Genomic DNA, 18,723 nt, shown 5'->3' with positions numbered 1-18,723 from the left:
GAAACGTCCGCCGGTATTGGATGCCGGGGACGCTTCGGATGATTCGATAGGAGTCGAAGGGTTAGTTGGAGGTGACGATCTCGGAGAAGTCGGCGATGGAGGAGAAATTGCGAATTATGCCGTCCAACAGACCAAGACGTCCGTTCCTGACATAAGGATCTGGATCCATCACCATAACTTCTTCAAAGAAGATATCGATCTGAGGACGAAGAGTCGCCAACATCTCAAGAGCTTCTACATATTGATGATTGGTGGCGAGCGGGACAAACTGTTCGTTGACACTGCTCGAAGCTGATCGCAGGGCCTGTTCAGCCGGGTGCATCGTTACGACTTCTGGAACCTCAACACGTTCCTGCTCGCTTGCTTGCGCCAGAATGTTCTTCATACGTTTGAAGCCAGCGCAGACTGCAAGAAAGTCAGCGCTGCCACGCACGGCAGTGACGGCCTCCGAGCGGGCTACTAGGTCGCGAAGGTCATAGGCTCCAGCGGCCATAACAGCTTTAATAACATCGTAGGCTTGGCCGCGAGCTTCGCGCAGGTAAAATTCGATACGTTCTTTGAAGAAGGAATCTAACTTGGTGGTCAGTTCGAAACTATTAGAAAATTCAGCTGATGCTATACAGACGGATGAGATTGTCACAGGAAGATTTGTCTCAGCGAGAATCTTCACGATCGCGTTCGCAGCGCGTTTTAGGGCAAACGGATCCTTTGACCCTGTTGGTTCTAGTCCGATTGAAAACATCCGAGCGATAGTACTAGAGCGATCCGCCACTCCTAGAATGGCACCTTCAATGCTACGTGGAACCAAGTCGTCCATACTAGATGGAATGTACTGATCATAGATGGCATCGCTTGCAATCTTCGAGATGCCTTGTGACCTAGCGTACAGTCCACCGATAATTCCCTGGAGTTCTGTGAACTCTTTGACAAGTTCAGTGGTGAGGTCTGTCTTTGCAAGACGAGCAGCGATATAGAGGCTTTCTGTATCAACAGGCAGATGGTACCCATTCATGACTGCATTCGCTAACCGCGATGCGAGTTCCAATACATCTTGGCTCTTCTTCGCGTAGCTGCCGAGGTCTTTTTGAAAGGTGACGTTTTCGAGAAGCTTGACGCGGTCGGTGAGTGGGGTGCGCTGGTCGAACTCCCAGAAGAAACGGGCGTCGTTGAAACGTGCGCGGAGAACTCGCTCGTTGCCCTGCTTGATGATGGCGGAGTTCTCGTCGTTGAGCGCGATGTTGGTGACGGTGAGGAAGTGCGGGGCGAGTTTGCCGTCCGCGTCTTCGACCGCGAAGTACTTCTGGTGGTCGCGCATGACGGTGACGAGGACTTCTTCGGGGAGCTCGAGGTAGGTTGGCTCGAAGCTGCCGAGGAGGACGTCGGGCCATTCGGTTAGGTGGGTTACGGCGTCGACGAGTGCTTCGTCCTCGCGCCAACGAGCGCCGGGGACCGTGCGCGTGACGTGATCGAGCGCCTTGCGAATTTTGTGGCGGCGGGCTTCTACGTCGGCGATGACGTACTCGCCTTCTAGCTGTGCGAGGTAGCTGGTGGGGCTTTGAATATCAAAGGGCTCGCCCGTGGAAAGGACGCGGTGGCCGTAGGTGGCGCGGCCCGCGGTGCGGCCGGCGAACTCGATGGGGACGATGGTGTCGTCGAGCAGGCAGGCTAGCCAGAGCACGGGGCGCACGAAGCGCTCGTTGCTGCCGGGAATCCAGCGCATGTTCTTCGCCCAGTAGAGGGCGGCGATCTCCTTGGGGAGCTCGCTGGCGATGACTTCGGCGGCGCTGCGGCCCTTCTTGGTGATGGTGGCCGCGAGGTAGTCGCCCTTGGGGGTGGAGATGGTTTTGAGGTCGGCGACGGTGAGGCCGGACTTGCGCGCGAAGGCTTCCGCCGCTGGAGTCGGCACGCCGTCTTTGAAGGCGATTTTGACGGCGGGGCCGGTGGTTTCTTCGGTGATGTCGGACTGCTGTGCTTCGACGTTTGAGAGGAACACGGCGAGGCGGCGCGGGGTGGAGTAGCTGCGCGCATCGGTGAGTGGATCGAACGCGGGCGACAGCAGGGCTTCTTTGCCGAGGAGCGCGAGGGTGCGGCGCAGCAGTTCGGCCTCCGCAGAGGGGATCATGCGGGCGGGGATTTCTTCTAGTCCGATTTCGAGGAGAAAGTCTGGCATTTGGTTCCTTGGTGCAAATGTTTGTGGCGGGCCGATGAAGCAGATTCCCTTCGGGAATGACAAATCTAAAGGGCTAAGCAGCGGCGGTGAGTCTTCCCTGCTCGGCGTAGATTTTGGCGACGCCGACGATGAGGTTGCGGATGCGGGCCATGACGCCGACGCGCTCGGTGACGGAGATGGCGCCGCGGGCGTCGAGCAGGTTGAAAGTGTGCGAGCACTTGAGCGCGAGCTCGTAGGCGCCGAGGGTTGGGAAGCGCAGGATTGAAAGCGCATCCGGTGATACGCTTTGTCCGGGCTGAAGCCCGGACCTACCGTCCGCCGCGTCAGCAAACAACGTTCTGGCGCGGTCGAGGAGGGCTTTGCACTCGGCCTCATAGAGGTTGAGGTGCTGCCAGAGCTTGTCGACGTCGGCGTAGTCGAAGGAGTAGGAACTGAACTGCTGTTCTTCGTGGAGGCGGACCTGGCCGTAGGTCAGCTCTTTGCCGGTGACGGGGTCGCGCGTCCAGACGATGTCGAAGACGGAGTCGAGGTCCTGGACGAACTGCGCGAGGCGCTCGAGGCCGTAGGTGATCTCGCCGGATATGGGGTCGAGGTCCATGCCGCCGCACTGCTGGAAGTAGGTGAACTGGGTGATCTCCTGGCCATCGAGCATGACCTGCCAGCCGACTCCCCAGGCGCCGCCAACGGGCCACTCCCAGTTGTCTTCTTCGAACTTGATGTCGTGCTGGGCGAGGTCGATGCCGATGGCTTCGAGCGAGGCGAGGTAGAGCTCCTGCACGCGCTCGGGTGGTGGCTTGAGGATGACTTGCAGCTGCGTGTGGCGGAAGAGGCGGTTCGGGTTCTCGCCGTAGCGGCCGTCGGCGGGGCGGCGCGAGGGTTGCGCGTAGGCGATGTTGATCGGCGTGGGGCCGAGGACGCGCAGGAAGGTGTCGGGCGACATGGTGCCGGCGCCGACCTCGAGGTCGTAGGGCTGCTGGAGCACGCAGCCGTGCTCGGCCCAGAATTTCTGGAGCGTGAAGAGGAGTTCCTGGAAGGTTAAGGCTTGCTTTGCGACTGCCGAAGACATCCTTCGATTCTAAATGCTCAGGAAGGCTGCGCTGCGGAGGCGGCGTTCTAGGTGGCGTTCGAGGGTGCCGATGGCGAAGGCTCGGAGGTCGGCGGCGCGGGTGGCGGGCCAGTCTTCGGTGGCTAACTCCGCAAGCGGGGTGCGGGCGATGCGATGGCTTTCGGCGACCGAGGCGGCGCTGAGCGGGCGGGATTGGGGGCGGCGGTCGTCGTGGCAGGTGACGCCGTCGGCGAGCGGGGACCAGTAGACGGTTTGGCCCTTCAAGTCGAGGCCGCAGGCCGCGCAGTGGCCCAGCTCAGGCATCCAGCCCATCAGGCGGTTCATCCAGAGCGCGAAGTAGGTGACGGGGAGGTAGATCTGGGGTGACTGGCTGGCACTCTGCGAACCCACGTCTGAGAGTCCAGACGTGGGGCACCCGGCTTGAATGGCGGCGAGTGTGGTGACGGCGAGGCGGTAGAGGTTGTCCTCGGGGGCGAGGTCGGGCATGGCCTCTTCAAGGACCTCGGTGACCAGTTGCAGTGCGGCGAGGCGAAGGGTGTCGATGGGCGCGGAGAGCGGGGACCAGAGGATTTCGAAGCTGTCGAGACGGACAAGCTCCTGTTTGGGGCGCTCGGTGTAGTGGGCGAGGACTCGTGTTGCAGGCTCTAACGCGCCGCCGAACCTTCTGCGCGAGCGCATCGCGTGGCGCGCGACGCCTTTGACCTTGCCCTGATCGCGCGTAAAGAGCGAGACGAGCAGGTCGGCCTCATGGAAGGGCCAGGTGCGGAGCACGATGGCTTCGCCGTGGTGCGGAATTTGGCGGCCTTCTGCCATGAAGCTATCGTCTCATCTCCCAAGCAGGCGTTTGTGGCTGCACAGATGCAGGTCTCTCCACTGCGCGCTGCGCACTTCGGTCGAGATGACACATCTATGGGGTAGCCACTCAGATGCAAAGACGCGCAGCCCGGTGGGCTGCGCGTCTGGAGGAGTGGCGCGAGAGGTTAGCGGCCGTAGTGCGTGACGGCCTTCTCCTGGAAGACAGCCCACTTTTCGGGCAGGTCGTCAGCGGCGTAGATGGCCGAGACGGGGCAGACCGGGACGCATGCGCCGCAGTCGATGCACTCGACGGGGTCGATGAAGAGCTGCTCGGAGTCGCCGTACGTGCCTTCGTCCTTCTTGGGGTGGATACAATCCACGGGGCAAGCGTCGACGCAAGCTGTGTCCTTAGTGCCGATGCAGGGTTCTGCGATAACGTACGCCATGAGTCTGAATCTCCTTGAAGTTGCTTCTGGGCAACGGTAGTGCTTCGCCACGATTTTAGCAACAAAATCGAAGGAGCCCAAAGGCAATGTTTATGCACAATTCGGACTGATGCGGACGGAGTTAGGAGAGCGGGCGCGCGCTGCGCACGCGAGAAGCAGGTTCCTCACTGCGCTCGGGATGGCAGAAAGAAAAGCAAGAGCAACAGCAAAAGACACAGCTACTTGCTCTGGGCGCGACGGGCGGCGAACTCTGCCGGGGTGGGGATGGGTTCGAGGTTGCGGCCCGCGAACATGTCGCGGAAGAGTTGCACCATCTCATCGGCGATGAGGCCATTGGTGGCCAGCACCTCTCGGCTGTCGAGGGTGAACTTGCTGCCGTCGAAGTGGGTGACGGTGCCGCCCGCTTCTTCGACCAACAGGTAGCCGGCGGAGGTGTCCCAGGGGTTGAGCTGGAACTCCCAGTAGCCTTCGAGGCGGCCGCAGGCGACGTAGGCGAGGTCGATTGCCGCCGCGCCCGCGCGACGCACGCCGTGGCTGCGCAGCGTGAACTCATGATAGAAGTGCACGTTGGGGCTGGTGTGGCGCTTCTGGCTAGGGAAGCCGGTGGCGATGAGGGACTCCTGCAAGAGCTTTGCAGTGGAGACGTGGATACGGTTTCCATTCAGAAAAGCGCCCTCGCCGCGGGCGGCGGTGAACATCTCGTCACGCAGAGGGTCGTAGATGACGCCGGCGACCATCTCGCCGTCTTCGTCAGGCTTGAGGCCGGGCGGCCGGCGAGCTAAATCTGAAGACCTGCGTTCGCAGCCCATGACGACGGCGAAGACCGGGAAGCCGTGGGCGAAGTTGGTGGTGCCGTCGAGGGGATCAATGTACCAGCGGTACTCGGCATCGAGGGCGGTGCGGGTACCCTCTTCGCCGTAGACGCCGTGCGTGGGCAGATGCTCATGCAGGCGGCTGACGATGAGCTTTTCGCTGGCGCGGTCGGCTTCGGTGACGATGTCGACGTCGCCCTTGTACTCGGCGGAGACGCCACGGTGGTAGAAGTCGCGCAGAAGGACGCCGGCCTCGCGGGCGATGGTTTCGGCGATGGGGAGAAAGTCGCTCATAGGTTCCTTTGGGAGCTCTGTGGAGAACGCTCCGGGGCTGAAGCCCCTTCATACTAGTTCAGCCTTGTTTCAGGGGCCTTAAGGCCCCTGCTCCCTCCACAGCTCAACGACAACATCTTCGCGAGTCTTTTCGAGCTGAACTACAGTGTCTCGCGCTGCGGAGAGCGGCGTGAGGCCGAGCCCGAACCTTCTGTGATGGTGCGGATCTGGGTCTTGTAGATGAAAAGGTTGGGCTTGCCCTCGCGGGTGAGGCGCACCATCATGTCGTCGAAGTACTCGATCCAGCCGTGGACGACCTCGCCGTCGCGTAGCTTGACGGCGACCGGGACCTGGCGATCGCTGAGGCTCTTGAGGTAGAGCGCCTCCTGGCCGGTGTCGCCTGCCGGCGGGCCCTTCTGTTTTCTTTTGAATAGCGGCATAGTTCAGTTTTCTCGTCTCAAAATCGAAGTATTGGCTACGTTGATTGTAGGTTAGACGGCCAAAAGCGGTTTAGCGATGCACGAGCGCGCTACCCCTCCGGGGCTAAGTCCGCCATAAACTATCGCCGAGAACGGCGGGGCTGAAGTCCCGCCCCTTCAAGATATGGACTCCACCAGAAGGCTTCCTATGCTTACAGCAGCAGCGATCTATTCCGGAGGGCGGTTGGCGTAGTAGGCGGTGCGGTAACGCAACCTGTACTTTGCGCGCAGGGCGGGGTCCTTGAGCTCGATGCGGATGTGTCGCAACCCGGAGAGGTCGGCGCCGCGTTGCGGAGCGTAGTAACCGAGCGTGTACTGCGTGCGGAGGTCGTCGGAGACGTGCTGGAAGGCCGGGGCGAGGTCGCGCTTGTCGGAGACGTAGTAGAACTTGCCGCCGGTGTCGCGGGCCATCTGGATGAGGGCGTGTTCGCCGCCGGTGTTGCGGCCAGCGTCGGCTTCGACAGGAACGATGATGAGTGAGTAGATCATGGCGCCGGCGCGCTCGGCCTGCTCCAGCGCAGCGTCGTAGCTGCCGTGGCGGGTGGTGTTTTCGCCGTCGGTAATGAGCACAACGACGCGGCGCGCGGCGGTGAGCGGTGCTTCCGTCATGCGCTGGCTGGCGAGGTAGATGGCGTCGTAGAGCGCGGTGGCGTCGCCGTGCTGGATACCGTCGAGGCCGTCGTCGATGCGATGCAGGTTGTTGGTGAAGGCTACGACCTCATCGACGTTGTCGGAGAAGGCCATGACGCCGATGCGGTCCTGCGGGCGGAGGATGGTTTTGACGAAGCTCTTGGCGGCCTCATGCTCGAGGTGGTCGTCGACGAAGACGCTCTCGCTGGCGTCGATGGCGAGCACGATCTGCAGCGGCGTGGTGGAGTCGCGGTCGAAGACGGCGATCTTTTGCGGCTTGCTGTCTTCGAAGATTGCGAAATCGTCCTGGGTGAGGCCGCCGACGGGTGCGCCGTGCTCATCGACGACGTTGACGGCGACGGGGACGAGGCGGGACTCGACGCGGAGCCCGGGGACCCGGGGGAGCTGGCGCTCGACGGGTGCGGGCTGCTGCTGGGCCGGACAGAGGAGCGGGAGTGAGACGAGGACCGCGAGCGTGGCGGCCGTGGGGGCGAACTTCATCGTGAGCTTCCGGAAAGGTCCTCAGGAAACGGCTCGCCATCGGCCCAGACGGCCCCGTCGGCAAACTGTTCCTTCTTCCAGATTGGGACGGTCTTTTTGAGGGTGTCGATTACCCAGCGGCAGGCGTCGAAGGCGACGCCGCGATGCGCGGAAGCGACGGCGATGAGCACGCTGGTCTCGCCGATGTGCAGACGGCCGAGGCGATGCACGATGGCAACTTCGCGCGCGTCCTTGTGCTCCAGGGCTTCGGCGCGGAGGAGCTGCATCTGGCGCAGGGCCATCTCCTCGTAAGCTTCGTAGTCGAGGTAGAGCGTCTGGCGGCCACGGGTGTTGTCGCGGACGATGCCGTCGAAGACGACGACTGCGCCATCGGGACCGGCCTTGACCGAGGCGAGAATCGCCGCGGCGTCGATGGGGTCACGTGTGATGGAGACCAGCGGTGAGTCGGGAATAGGGTCTGCGCCGCCGCTGACCGGCGGGAGGATTGCGACCTCGTCGCCATCGTGAAGCGTGGCAGTGGGCACGGCGTACTCCTGGTTGATGGCGATGGCGGCGGAGTGCAGCGCGGCCTCGGAGAAGACGCCGGTGTTGCGCAGATCGGCGAGCAGCGCGGCGACTGAGGCGCCCTGCGGGAGCTCGCACCAGCGGCCGCCTTCAGGCAGGGCAGACTTGAGAGGGCCGAAGGTGAGCAGGCGAACGCGCATGGAGGCTGTATGCACAGCTAATAGGATACTTGAGGCCGGCGTGTATACTCGCCGGGAAAGTGGGCCCTGTGGAGACTGTGTCTCCGACTACTCTTACTGGAGGATGGAAATGCTGAAGGGATTTCGTGACTTTATTTTGCGCGGCAACGTGATGGACCTGGCTGTGGCCGTGATCATAGGCGCAGCGTTTACAGCGATTGTGACGGCGCTGACGACCAACATCATCAACCCGCTGCTGGGCGCGGTGATCGGGAAACCAAACTTCGACTATCTGATCGCGCATGTGAATGGCGGCGAGATCAAGTACGGCACCTTTCTGACGGCAATCATCAACTTTCTGCTGATCGCCGCGGTGGTGTACTTCTTCCTGGTGCTGCCAACGCAGTATCTGCTGAAGAAGTTCAACCCTCCTGCCGCTGAGCCGCCCACCACCAAGGCCTGCCCGCAGTGCCTGGGCGACATTCCAGTCGCGGCCACACGTTGCAAGTTCTGCACCCAGCCGGTGTAGATATTCCTGCGGACGAATGATTGAGCGGTCCGTGCGCCAGGCCGAGTCATCGCGTACACTCCTAAGAAATATCGCCAGGAGTGGACCCATGATTCGAGCAAGCGTACGGGCCGTTTTGTCTTTCGCCGCAATCGCCGTCTTTGCAACGGCAGCCAATGCCCAGACCTCAAGCATCTTTGGCTACCAGGACTTTTCGCAGCAGCAGAAGCTGGACTCGACGTTCCTGGCGGTGCCGGACGCGAAGCTCGCGGGCCAGGAGCTGAAGATCCTGACAGCGGAGCCGCATTGGGCGAGCTCGCCGGAGGACTACAAGACGGCACAGTATGTCGCCGAGAAGTTCAAGGCCGCCGGGCTGCAGACGCAGATTGTTCCCTTCCGCGTGTGGCTGAACAAGCCGGTGAAGATCGAGATCACGGCGGTGGATGCCAATGGCAAAAAGCTGATGGCCGGGCCAACGCCGGAGCACGTCGACCCGAAGGCCTATGGAGGCGATCCGTTCCAGGACGATCCGCGCGTGCTGCCGGCGTTCAATGGCTCCTCGGCCTCCGGCGATGTGACCGCCGATGCCGTGTATGCGAACTACGGCACGCTGGAGGACTTCAAGAAGCTGAAGGAGCTGGGCGTCGATGTGAAGGGCAAGATCGTGCTGGTGCGGTATGGCGCGAACTTCCGTGGCGTGAAGGTGTACATCGCGCAACAGTATGGCGCGGCGGGCGTGATTATCTACTCCGACCCAGCGGATGACGGGTACGTGCGCGGCGACAAGTATCCGCGCGGGCCGATGCGGCCGGACAGCGGTGTGCAGCGCGGCAGCGTGCAGTTTCTGCCAATCTATGCGGGCGATCCGTCGTCGCCGGGCGTGGGCGCGACGCCGGACCTGCCGGACTCAGCGCGCATGATGGACCCGGCGAAGATGAACCAGCCGTCTATTCCCGCCAATCCGCTGTCGTACAAGGATGCCGCGCCGATCCTGGAGGCGCTTGACGGCCCCGCCACACCGCATGACTGGCAGGGCGGGCTGCCGTTTACCTATCACCTGGGCGGCACGGGCGCGGTGAAGGTGCACATGCACCTGGAGCAGGACTACAAGCTGCGAACGATCTGGGACGTTATCGGCACCATTCCCGGCGAGGACACCGAGCACTGGGTGGTTGCTGGCAACCATCGCGATGCTTGGGTGTACGGCGCGGTGGACCCGAACAGTGGCACGGCTGCGATGCTGGAGGCCGTGCATGGGCTGGGCGCTCTGCTGAAGCAGGGCTGGAAGCCGAAGCGGACGATCGTGGTTTGCAGCTGGGACGCCGAGGAAGAGGGCTTGATCGGCTCGACGGAGTGGGTGGAGAGCCACATGGCGCAGTTGAGCCATGCGGTGGCGTACTTCAACACGGACGTGGGTGTGGCCGGGCCGGAGTTCAACGCGTCGGCGGTGCCGTCGTTGCAGGAGTTTGTGCGGCAGGTGACGCAGCAGGTGCCGAGTCCGAAGGGTGGCACGGTATATGAGCAGTGGCTAAAGGCGCAGCAGGACACGCCGCGCCGGCGCGGCATGGAGCCGACCAATGCGAGCGAAGTGCGCGTCGGCACGCTCGGCTCGGGATCGGACTTTACGCCGTTCTTCCAGCACGTCGGCGTGCCTTCTACCGATGTTGGCTCCGAAGGGCCTTATGGCGTGTACCACTCGGTGTTTGATAACTACAACTGGTTCATCAAGAACGCCGACCCGACGTTTGTGTATGAGCAGCAGATGGCGCGGGTGTTCGGGCTGGAGATCCTGCACATGGCGGATGCCGATGTGCTGCCCTACGACTACCGGCTGTACGGCGCCGAGGTGGAACGCTTTGTGAGCGCTGCGAAGGTGCGCGCAGAGAAGGCGAAGATGTCTGCCGACTTCAACGGTGCGGAGGCGGCCGCAAAGCGTTTTGCGGCCGCGGGTGAGGCGATCTACAAGGTGCAGAGCGGCACACCGGATGCGGCGAAGCTGGCCTCGGTGAACGATGCCCTGCGCAATGCGGAGACCGCGCTGCTAACACCGGCGGGCCTGCCGCATCGGGCCTGGTACAAGCACACGATCTTCGATCCGGGCGAGTTTACGGGCTATGCCGCGGTGGTGATTCCAGGCGTGAATGAGGGCATCGACGCGGACGACAACGCTCGTACAGAGGCACAGCTGACGGTGCTGGCGAAACAGTTGAACGAGGCGGCATCGGTGCTGGAGAACGCTGCAAAATAACCCGAGCTAACGCGCGGCCTGTGCTAGAGTCCTATGCAAGAAGGGCCAGCACAGGCCGTCGCGAGGGCTGATGAACACTGAACCGAAGGAGACGCGAGTTCTGCTGGCAAGCGCCACCGCCGTGGAGCAGCGCGGGACGGTGAACCGCTGGGTCACGGCGTCGCTGGCGGTACATGCGCTGGTGATCGCTGCCGTGCTGGTTCATCGTGTGCCGAAGCTGATCAGCGTGGAACGGCCGGGCGCAGCCACCGGGCACAACCTTGTGCTGACGTTCACGCCGGGCAACAGTGCTCCGGCTGCGACGTTGCAGGCGAAGGAGCGGCCGGTGCAGAAGCCTACGCCAGCGCCGGCGATTGCCGCTCCAGTGAAGGTGGCGCCGACGCCTTCGACACCTTCCGACACACCTGGCACGGGCACGGAGAGCGGCGACGATGCGCTGGGTGATGGCGACATTACGCTGGCGCTGGAGATGAACCATCCGTATCCCAAGCCCGACCTGAGCCACCTGCCGTCCGGTACGCGCGGCGATGTGGTGGTGGATGTGGTGATCGACGCGCAGGGGCATATCGCGAAGTCAACGCTGGCGCGCGGACTGGGCGATGGTGTGGATGCGGCGGTGCTGGCGACGATCCAGCAGTGGACCTTTCAGCCGGCGACACGGAATGGCAAGCCGGTGCCGAGCGAGCAGGAGTTGCTGTTCCACTACGAGCGCGGTTAGCCTCGCCTACCCTCCCCCGGTTTTGGGGCTAAGATCCGGAGCGGATTGGGGTTAGGCTTGTATACCCTTTGGGGTGCACTTTGGTGTTTCCCGGATTTTCAAAGATCGCTTGACGACAAAGCCCCGGCACTGAGCCGGGGCTTTGTTCTACCTCTTTATTGTAAATGGGGTGTCAAGCTGTGATTAGCCGCGCAACGCCATCTGTTCGGTGACGATCTGTGTGAGATCGGCCTTTTTGAGGCCATGAACCTGTTCGTTGTACTCGTCGACTTTGCTGGACCAGTTCATGGAGCAGAACTTGGGGCCACACATGGAGCAGAAGGCGGCCTCCTTGTAGTAGTCGTCGGGCAGGGTCTCGTCGTGCATGCTGCGGGCGGTGTCGGGGTCGAGCGAGAGGGCGAACTGCTTGTCCCAGTCGAAGGTGTAGCGGGCATGGGAGATGGCGTCGTCGCGGTCGCGGGCTCCGGGACGATGGCGAGCGATGTCGGCTGCGTGGGCAGCGATCTTGTAGGCGATGATGCCGTCCTTGACGTCTTTCTCGTTGGGCAGGCCGAGGTGCTCTTTCGGGGTGACGTAGCAGAGCATCGCGGCGCCGTGCCAGCCGATCATCGCCGCGCCAATGGCCGAGGTGATGTGGTCGTAGCCGGGCGCGATGTCCGTAACGAGCGGGCCGAGGACGTAGAAGGGCGCGCCGTCACAGAGTTCGACTTCCTTGTCGACCTGCTCCTTGATCTTGTCCATGGGGACGTGGCCGGGGCCTTCGATCATGACCTGGACGTCGTCCTTCCAGGCCTGGCGGGTGAGCTCGCCGAGGGTCTTCAACTCGGCGAACTGCGCTTCGTCGCTGGCGTCCGCGACCGAGCCGGGACGGAGGCCGTCGCCGAGCGAGTAACTGACGTCGTACTTGGCCATGAGCTTGGTAATGCGGTCGAAGTTTTCGTAGAGGAAGTTCTGCTTGTGATTGGCGGTCATCCACTGGGCGAGGATCGCACCGCCGCGGCTGACGATGCCGGTGATGCGCTTCGAGACCATGGGCACATATTGAATGAGCACGCCGGCGTGGATGGTGAAGTAGTCCACGCCCTGCTGCGCCTGCTCTTCGAGGACCTCCATGTAGAGGTCGATGTTGAGGTCTTCGACGCGCTTGACGCGGCTAAGCGCCTCATACAGCGGAACTGTGCCGATGGGGACGGGCGAGTGGCGGATGATCTGCTCACGGATCATGGGAATGTCGCCGCCGGTGGAGAGGTCCATGACGGTGTCCGCGCCGTAGTGGACGGCGGTGTGTAGCTTGCGGAGCTCTTCATCCACGTTGGACGAAAGAGCGGAGTTGCCGATGTTGGCGTTGATCTTGCAGAGCGAACCGACGCCGATGCACATGGGCTCGAGCTCAGGGTGGTTGATGTTCGCCGGGATGATCATGGTGCCCTTGGCGATCTCGTCGCGGATGAACTCGGGCGCGAGCTTTTCACGGTGCGCGACGTAGGACATCTCTTCGGTGACGAGGCCCTTGCGCGCGAAGTGCATCTGGCTCATGTTGGTGTCGCCGGTGCGCGCGGCCTCGGCCTTGCGGTTCACGATCCAGTCCTTGCGCGGCGTCGGGACGGTGTAGTCGTTGCCGTGGGTGTGTGCGTGGCCGTTGCCATTACCGTTCGTGCTCATAGGTCTTCAATCCCCCTGGGAGGCAGCGCGCGGTTATCGCATGGCGCTCGGGCTCCCTCTGTTATCGAATGAGTATACGCCGCAACGATTTGGGGATTTCTATGCCGCCAACTTGAGTTCGGAGCGAATACCCAGGCGCGTTGCAAGCGTCAGCAGCATGTCGAGACTGAAGTCGTCCCACTTGCGCTTCAGCAGCTTCGAGACACGCGGCTGTGTAATTCCCATGCGTTTGGCGGCTTCGGCCTGCGTCCAGCCTTTAGCGACGATCAATTTTTCAATCTCAATCATCAAGTCTGCACGCATCAGCAAAACGTGAGCTTCGGCCTCATCGAAACCGAGATCGATGAATACGTTCCCCGAACCGTGGGTAATGCTTGCGTCTGTCCAGCGAGGATCGTTCTTCTTCATGACTATTCTCCGATCATTCGATAGCGGTGTGCAGCCAGCGCGAGATCGTCCTTCGCTGTCTGCTGCGTCTTCTTCTGGAAGACATGCAACACGTAGATGGCTTCCTCAAACTTCGCCACATATACTGCGCGCCACGCTCCGTCAAGCCGAACGCGAATCTCGTACGCGCCTTTGCCAACCGTCGGCATCGGCTTGAAGTCTGTGGGCATCAACCCTTGCTGAACATTACGCAGCTCTTGTCCCATTGCCAGACGGACGGGCGTAGGAAACGCACGAAGATCACTACGACTTGTGCCGAGAAACTCTACTGGCTTAGGCATACTCTCCCAAACAATTATACAAGTATTTGCATAAACGGCCACAACAGCGATCCTACGGACTATCGGTTGATACTCTTGAAGTGATGAGTCTCTCGCTCCCCCTCCCTCTCGGCTTTCAATGGTCGTCTGTCACCGCCGGCATCAAGGCCAGTGGCAAGCCGGATGTCGCGCTTGCGGTGTGTGAGGGCGGCGCGGCTGCGGCGGTGATGTTTACCAGCAATCAGCTTGTGGCGGCGCCGATCCATGTGGGGCGCAGGCATATGAAGGCTACCGGCGGGCGCGTGACGGGCGTGCTGGTGAACGCCGGTAACGCCAACTGCGCGACCGGGCTACCGGGTGAAGAGGCCTGCCAGAAGAGCTGCATCGCGGTGGCGGAGGAGTTGGGTTGCGTGTTCGATGAGATCTTTCCGTCGTCGACGGGAATTATTGGCGTGCCGCTGCCGGTGGAGAAGCTGATCGCCGCGGTGCCTGCGGCGAAGGCCGGACTGGGCGAGACGGCGGAACATGCGACGGCGTTTGCGACGGCGATCCTGACCACGGACACGCGGATGAAGGTGGCGCAGGAGACAATCGAGCTGGATGGGAAGGCTGTGTCAATCTTTGGCTGCTGCAAAGGTGCGGGGATGATCGGGCCGCAGCTGGTGCCTCACGCCACGATGCTCGTCTATCTGTTTACCGATCTGGCGGCTTGCAGTGAGCACCTGCAGGCGATGCTGAACACGGCGGTTGAGGACAGCTTCAACTGCATCTCGGTGGATGGAGATACGTCTACGAACGACACGGTGCTGCTGCTGGCGAGCGGCAAGAGCGGCGTGGAGGCGGCGCTGCCGCATGTGCCAGCGTTCGAGGCCGCGCTGGGGCGGGTTTGTCAGTCGCTGGCGCACCAGGTGATTGATGATGGTGAAGGTGTGACGCACTTGGTGAATTTGGAGATTACCAGCGCGAACAATGATACCGACGCGAAACAAATCGCCAAGACGATTGCGAACTCGCCGCTGTGCAAGACGGCGTGGTCCAGCGCGGACCCAAACTGGGGCAGGCTGCTAGCGGCTGCCGGGCGCGCGGGAGTGAGTTTTGACCCGATGAAAGTGACGATCCAGATTGCGGGGCTGCCGGTGTTTGCCTATGGCGTTCGCGCGGCGGAGTACGACGAGGCAATGGTGCATGAGCGGATGTCCGCGCGGGAGTATACGATTGCGATCGACCTGGGGCAGGGTGACGGCAAAGCACACTTTCTGACCTGCGACCTGACGCATGAGTATGTGTCGATCAACGCGGATTACTCGACGTAGTTCATTTTGCGCGGATGGCACGACCGAATTTCACCCGAGAACTCGATTTCAGCCGATATTGGGACACTGCTGGCGTAGAGGTATAAGCCGCATTTATCGTAGTAGAGGGAAATTTGCATACCAAGAGGTAAAGGCGATGGCACTGCTCGACGAAGCCGTAAAGAAGGACCTGACCGCTGAGGTCGCTGAGTGGATCGAAGCGTTTGACGAGGTCGTCGCGCATGACTGGAAGCAGGCTGAGAGCGTTATCGCTGCGCTGCGGACGCGGGCGCGAGAGGCGGGCGTCTCCGCCACCGGCGATGTGACCACGCCGTACCAGAACACCATCGCAAAGTATGACGAGGTGCCCTATCCCGGCGACCGCCAGCTGGAGCGGCGCGTGGAGGCGCTGATTCGCTGGAACGCGATGGCGATGGTGCACAAGCAGAACAAGTATGACGCGGGTATTGGTGGGCATATTTCGACGTACTCGTCGTTGGCGACGCTGCTGGAGGTGGGATTCAACCACTTCTTCCGCGCGAACTATCCGACGAGCAACGGGGGCTCGCAGCCGGGCGACATGATTTATTTCCAGGGGCATGCTTCACCGGGTGTGTACTCGCGCGCGTTCCTTGAGGGCCGGTTGAATGAGACGCACCTGAAGAATTTCCGGCACGAGCTGCGCGACGAGCCGGGGCTTTCGAGCTATCCGCACCCCTGGCTGATGAAGGACTTCTGGCAGTTCCCGACCGTGTCGATGGGTATTGGGCCGCTGAATGCGATCTACCAGGCGCGGTTTATGAAGTACCTGGAGAATCGTGAGCTAATTGAGAAGACCGACCGCAAGGTGTGGGCGTTCGTCGGCGATGGTGAGACGGACGAGGTCGACACGCTGGGCGCGATCTCGCTGGGCAGCCGGGAGCACCTGGACAACCTGATCTTTGTGGTGAACTGCAACCTGCAGCGGCTGGATGGACCGGTGCGCGGCAACAAGCGCATCATCGACGAGCTCGAAGGCATGTTCCGCGGAGCGGGATGGAACGTCATCAAGGTGATCTGGGGTTCGGACTGGGATGAGCTGTTTGAGCGCGACCACCAGGGGCTGCTGCTGAAGCGTATGGAAGAGTGTGTGGATGGCGACTTCCAAGCCTACAAGGCCAAGGGTGGCGCGTATCTGCGCGAGCACTTCTTCGGCAAGTACCCCGAGCTGGTGGAGCTGGTGAAGGACAAGAGCGATGAGGAGCTGACACGGCTGCATCGCGGTGGGCATGACGCCGGCAAGATCTACAACGCGTACAAGCGCGCGTTGGAGCACAAGGGCGGCCCGACGGTGATCCTGGCGAAGACCGTCAAGGGCTACGGCATGGGCACGGCGCAGGCACGCAACGCGACGCACTCCGAGAAGAAGCTGACGGATGAGGGTCTTGCGGCGTTTGTGAAGCAGTTCGATATTCCCGTACCGGATGAGGCGGCGAAGGACGCGCAGTTCTACAAGCCGGGTGCGGATGACGCTGCCCTGCAGTACATGCAGGCGCGGCGACAGGCGCTGGGCGGGTATCTGCCGGAGCGCAAGGTGCCGGCGATCGAGTTTGCGGCGCCAAAGATCGAGTTCTTCAACGAGTGGCTGGCGGGCTCCAAGGGCCGCGCCGTTTCCACGACGATGGGCTTTGTGAACATGCTCAAAGGGCTGCTGAAGGACCCGAAGATCGGCAAGCTGATTGTGCCGATTGTGCCCGACGAGGGCCGTACGTTTGGCCTTGAGTCGGTGATCAAGCAGGTGGGCATCTACGCGAGCGAGGGCCAGAAGTACACGCCGCACGATGCGGACATGCTGTTGAGCTATCGCGAGGAAAAGGGCGGGCAGATCCTCGAAGAAGGCATCACCGAGGCGGGCTCGATGGCGAGCTTTACCGCGGCGGGCACGGCGTACAGCAACTACAAGCTGCCGATGGTGCCGTTCTACATGTACTACTCGATGTTCGGCTTCCAGCGCATCGGGGACATGGCTTGGGCTTTTGCGGACTCGCGCGGCAAGGGCTTCCTGATGGGCGGCACCGCCGGGCGCACGACGATGCTCGGCGAAGGCCTGCAGCATCAGGACGGACACAGCCCCGTGCTCGCGGGCACCATCCCGACGTGCCTCACCTACGACCCGGCGTATGTGTATGAGATGGCGGTCATCATTCAGGATGGCCTGCACCGCATGTATGAAGCCTCGGAAGACTGCTTCTACTACATCACGATGTATAACGAGGACTATGCGATGCCCGCGGTCGAGAACATCGACGCGATCCGCGAAGGGATTCTGCGCGGCATCTACAAGTTCAAGGCTTCTGACAAGCCTGCGCAGGTGCAGCTATTTGGGTCCGGCCCGATCCTAAACGAAGCATTGCGTGCACAGCAGATTCTTGCAGAGAAGTACAACGTGACCGCCGATGTGTGGAGCGTGACGAGCTACAACGAGCTGCGCCGCAACTGCCTGGATGTCGAGCGCTGGAACCGGCTGCACCCTGCCGTGAAGGAGAAGAAGCCCTACGTGGTGGAGGCTCTGGGCGATGCCGCAGGACCGATCATCGCGGCGAGCGACTACATGAAGTCGCTGCCGGATTCGCTCTCGCCATGGCTGGGCAGCCGCCTGGTTACGCTGGGTACCGACGGCTTTGGCCGCAGCGACAACCGCGAGCACCTGCGCCGCCACTTTGAGGTGGATGCGGAGTCGATCGTAGCCGCGACGCTGTCGAAGTTGGCCCGCGAGGGCGTGGTGAAGCCGAAGGCCGCGGAGAAGGCGCTTGCGGAGCTGGGCCTGAACACAGAAGGCGCGGGTGCGGCGAAGGCGTAATCGCCGCGCTGCAACTGCTGGCATACTAGACGAGACAAACTATCCCCTCCCGCAGAAGGAAACGCCTGTTTGCCTGAGAACCCGCTGCTACCCCACCGAAAGCTGAGTGAGCTGTACCTGCTGATGCTGCGCTGTCTCGCGTTGGAGCGAGCAGCCGCACGACGCCGGACGACCAAGGGCAGCGCGCGTGAGGCGTTGCTGGCGGCAACCACCATGCAGCTGATGCCTGGCGACCTGCTGTGCGCAGAAGCAGACGATGCGACGGCTGAGGAGCTGGCACCCAAGGGCAAAGACCCGAAGGTTCCCGGTATGCTGGCGCCGATGACTGGAGCACGACTGGCAGCCTGCGCGGCTACTGCTCGCGGGCTAACTGCGGCTGGCAGCAATGGACTGGTGCTGGCGTACACGCGGGCCGGCATGGCTGAAGCTGGTTGGGCGGAGGCGCTTGCCTGGGCGCATGAGCAGCGCGTCCCTCTGATCCTTGTCTGCGAAGATGCGGTGAACGGTGGCTCGGGCAAGAAGCCCGGCGTACTGAGCTGGGCAGCGATGCAGACCGTGGCAAAGAAGCTGCGGTTACCGATTCTGGCCGTGGATGGCGCGGATGCAGTGGCCGTCTACCGCGTGATGCAGGAGTCGGTGATCCGCGCGCGGCACAATGACGGACCTGCGGTGATCTGGGCGGTGACCTCGCCGACGGCAACGAAGCTGCCACGCTCGCAGCAGCCGCTGGGCCGCCTGCAAAGCTACCTCAAGGTGCGTTCCATTCCGATCCCGAAGCCGCGCCAGGCCGTACGCTGAGGGCATGACGATCTCCTGCAGCCGCATGCCTAAACCTGCTGTTCTGTTCACCTTGACGCTCGGGCTCGCTGCAGGACGCCCCCTGATCGCGCAGAC

The 18,723-nt window shown here is 62.2% G+C and carries 17 protein-coding genes; 6 read left to right on the top strand and 11 right to left on the bottom strand.

All coding sequences use genetic code 11. The annotated features are described in order from the left end of the window. Nucleotides 1-61 precede the first annotated feature (61 nt). The 8 genes from glyS to GOB94_RS13485 all read right to left on the bottom strand — a co-directional run bounded on the left by glyS (nucleotide 62) and on the right by GOB94_RS13485 (nucleotide 7,876). The gene (gene glyS, locus GOB94_RS13520) at nucleotides 62-2,170 is read right to left on the bottom strand and encodes a glycine--tRNA ligase subunit beta (RefSeq protein WP_182276405.1); all 2,109 of its coding nucleotides are present in this window, start codon (nucleotides 2,168-2,170) and stop codon (nucleotides 62-64) included. A 73-nt stretch (nucleotides 2,171-2,243) separates the two neighbouring features. Further along, nucleotides 2,244-3,236, bottom strand: coding sequence for a glycine--tRNA ligase subunit alpha (locus GOB94_RS13515; RefSeq protein ID WP_182276404.1), 993 nt, complete (start codon nucleotides 3,234-3,236; stop codon nucleotides 2,244-2,246). Between the two features lie 9 nt (nucleotides 3,237-3,245). After that, complete coding sequence (gene recO, locus GOB94_RS13510; protein WP_182276403.1) at nucleotides 3,246-4,049, bottom strand: DNA repair protein RecO; 804 nt, start codon at nucleotides 4,047-4,049, stop codon at nucleotides 3,246-3,248. Between the two features lie 167 nt (nucleotides 4,050-4,216). After that, nucleotides 4,217-4,477, bottom strand: coding sequence for a ferredoxin family protein (locus tag GOB94_RS13505; RefSeq protein ID WP_182276402.1), 261 nt, complete (start codon nucleotides 4,475-4,477; stop codon nucleotides 4,217-4,219). Nucleotides 4,478-4,695: 218 nt separating this feature from the next. Then, nucleotides 4,696-5,583 carry an inositol monophosphatase family protein gene (locus GOB94_RS13500; protein WP_182276401.1) on the bottom strand — a complete coding sequence of 296 codons (888 nt, stop codon included), beginning with the start codon at nucleotides 5,581-5,583 and terminating at the stop codon, nucleotides 4,696-4,698. Nucleotides 5,584-5,723: 140 nt separating this feature from the next. After that, nucleotides 5,724-6,002, bottom strand: a complete 279-nt coding sequence (locus tag GOB94_RS13495; protein WP_182276400.1) for an RNA chaperone Hfq — start codon at nucleotides 6,000-6,002, stop codon at nucleotides 5,724-5,726. A gap of 207 nt (nucleotides 6,003-6,209) precedes the next feature. Further along, entirely contained in the window at nucleotides 6,210-7,172 is a 963-nt protein-coding gene (locus GOB94_RS13490) for a VWA domain-containing protein (RefSeq protein WP_182276399.1), read from the bottom strand. Continuing rightward, nucleotides 7,169-7,876: a molybdenum cofactor biosynthesis protein MoaE gene (locus GOB94_RS13485; RefSeq protein ID WP_182276398.1), complete on the bottom strand. Its 708-nt coding sequence runs from the start codon at nucleotides 7,874-7,876 to the stop codon at nucleotides 7,169-7,171. The genes GOB94_RS13490 and GOB94_RS13485 overlap by 4 nt, the downstream gene beginning before the upstream one ends. 109 nt (nucleotides 7,877-7,985) lie before the next feature. Here GOB94_RS13485 and mscL point away from each other — a divergent pair, with 109 nt between their 5' ends. From mscL to GOB94_RS13470, 3 genes are all read left to right on the top strand, one after another. Further along, on the top strand, nucleotides 7,986-8,384 hold the full coding sequence (gene mscL, locus GOB94_RS13480) for a large conductance mechanosensitive channel protein MscL (protein ID WP_182276397.1): 399 nt from the start codon (nucleotides 7,986-7,988) through the stop codon (nucleotides 8,382-8,384). A gap of 88 nt (nucleotides 8,385-8,472) precedes the next feature. Further along, a complete protein-coding gene (locus GOB94_RS13475) occupies nucleotides 8,473-10,611 on the top strand; it encodes a M28 family metallopeptidase (protein WP_182276396.1) in 2,139 nt (712 codons plus the stop codon). Nucleotides 10,612-10,681: 70 nt separating this feature from the next. Next, on the top strand, nucleotides 10,682-11,329 hold the full coding sequence (locus tag GOB94_RS13470) for a TonB family protein (protein ID WP_182276395.1): 648 nt from the start codon (nucleotides 10,682-10,684) through the stop codon (nucleotides 11,327-11,329). A gap of 183 nt (nucleotides 11,330-11,512) precedes the next feature. Here the strand turns inward: GOB94_RS13470 and thiC are convergent, their stop codons facing one another. From thiC to GOB94_RS13455, 3 genes are all read right to left on the bottom strand, one after another. Then, the gene (gene thiC, locus GOB94_RS13465; protein WP_346265656.1) at nucleotides 11,513-12,865 is read right to left on the bottom strand and encodes a phosphomethylpyrimidine synthase ThiC; all 1,353 of its coding nucleotides are present in this window, start codon (nucleotides 12,863-12,865) and stop codon (nucleotides 11,513-11,515) included. A gap of 225 nt (nucleotides 12,866-13,090) precedes the next feature. Beyond that, the gene (locus tag GOB94_RS13460; RefSeq protein WP_182276393.1) at nucleotides 13,091-13,399 is read right to left on the bottom strand and encodes a helix-turn-helix transcriptional regulator; all 309 of its coding nucleotides are present in this window, start codon (nucleotides 13,397-13,399) and stop codon (nucleotides 13,091-13,093) included. A gap of 2 nt (nucleotides 13,400-13,401) precedes the next feature. Next, nucleotides 13,402-13,719, bottom strand: coding sequence for a type II toxin-antitoxin system RelE/ParE family toxin (locus GOB94_RS13455; RefSeq protein WP_182276392.1), 318 nt, complete (start codon nucleotides 13,717-13,719; stop codon nucleotides 13,402-13,404). Nucleotides 13,720-13,802: 83 nt separating this feature from the next. On the opposite strand from GOB94_RS13455, the gene argJ reads away from it, so the two are divergent. From argJ to GOB94_RS13440, 3 genes are all read left to right on the top strand, one after another. After that, nucleotides 13,803-15,011 carry a bifunctional glutamate N-acetyltransferase/amino-acid acetyltransferase ArgJ gene (gene argJ, locus GOB94_RS13450; protein WP_182276391.1) on the top strand — a complete coding sequence of 403 codons (1,209 nt, stop codon included), beginning with the start codon at nucleotides 13,803-13,805 and terminating at the stop codon, nucleotides 15,009-15,011. A gap of 136 nt (nucleotides 15,012-15,147) precedes the next feature. Continuing rightward, the gene (gene aceE, locus GOB94_RS13445; protein WP_182276390.1) at nucleotides 15,148-17,829 is read left to right on the top strand and encodes a pyruvate dehydrogenase (acetyl-transferring), homodimeric type; all 2,682 of its coding nucleotides are present in this window, start codon (nucleotides 15,148-15,150) and stop codon (nucleotides 17,827-17,829) included. Between the two features lie 69 nt (nucleotides 17,830-17,898). Further along, entirely contained in the window at nucleotides 17,899-18,627 is a 729-nt protein-coding gene (locus GOB94_RS13440) for a thiamine pyrophosphate-dependent enzyme (RefSeq protein WP_182276389.1), read from the top strand. The last annotated feature ends 96 nt before the right edge of the window (nucleotides 18,628-18,723 follow it).

This window comes from Granulicella sp. 5B5, from assembly GCF_014083945.1.
Taxonomy (GTDB): domain Bacteria; phylum Acidobacteriota; class Terriglobia; order Terriglobales; family Acidobacteriaceae; genus Granulicella.
The sequence above is the reverse complement of the archived record's forward strand: the minus strand, read 5'-3'. Positions and strand labels throughout refer to the sequence as shown.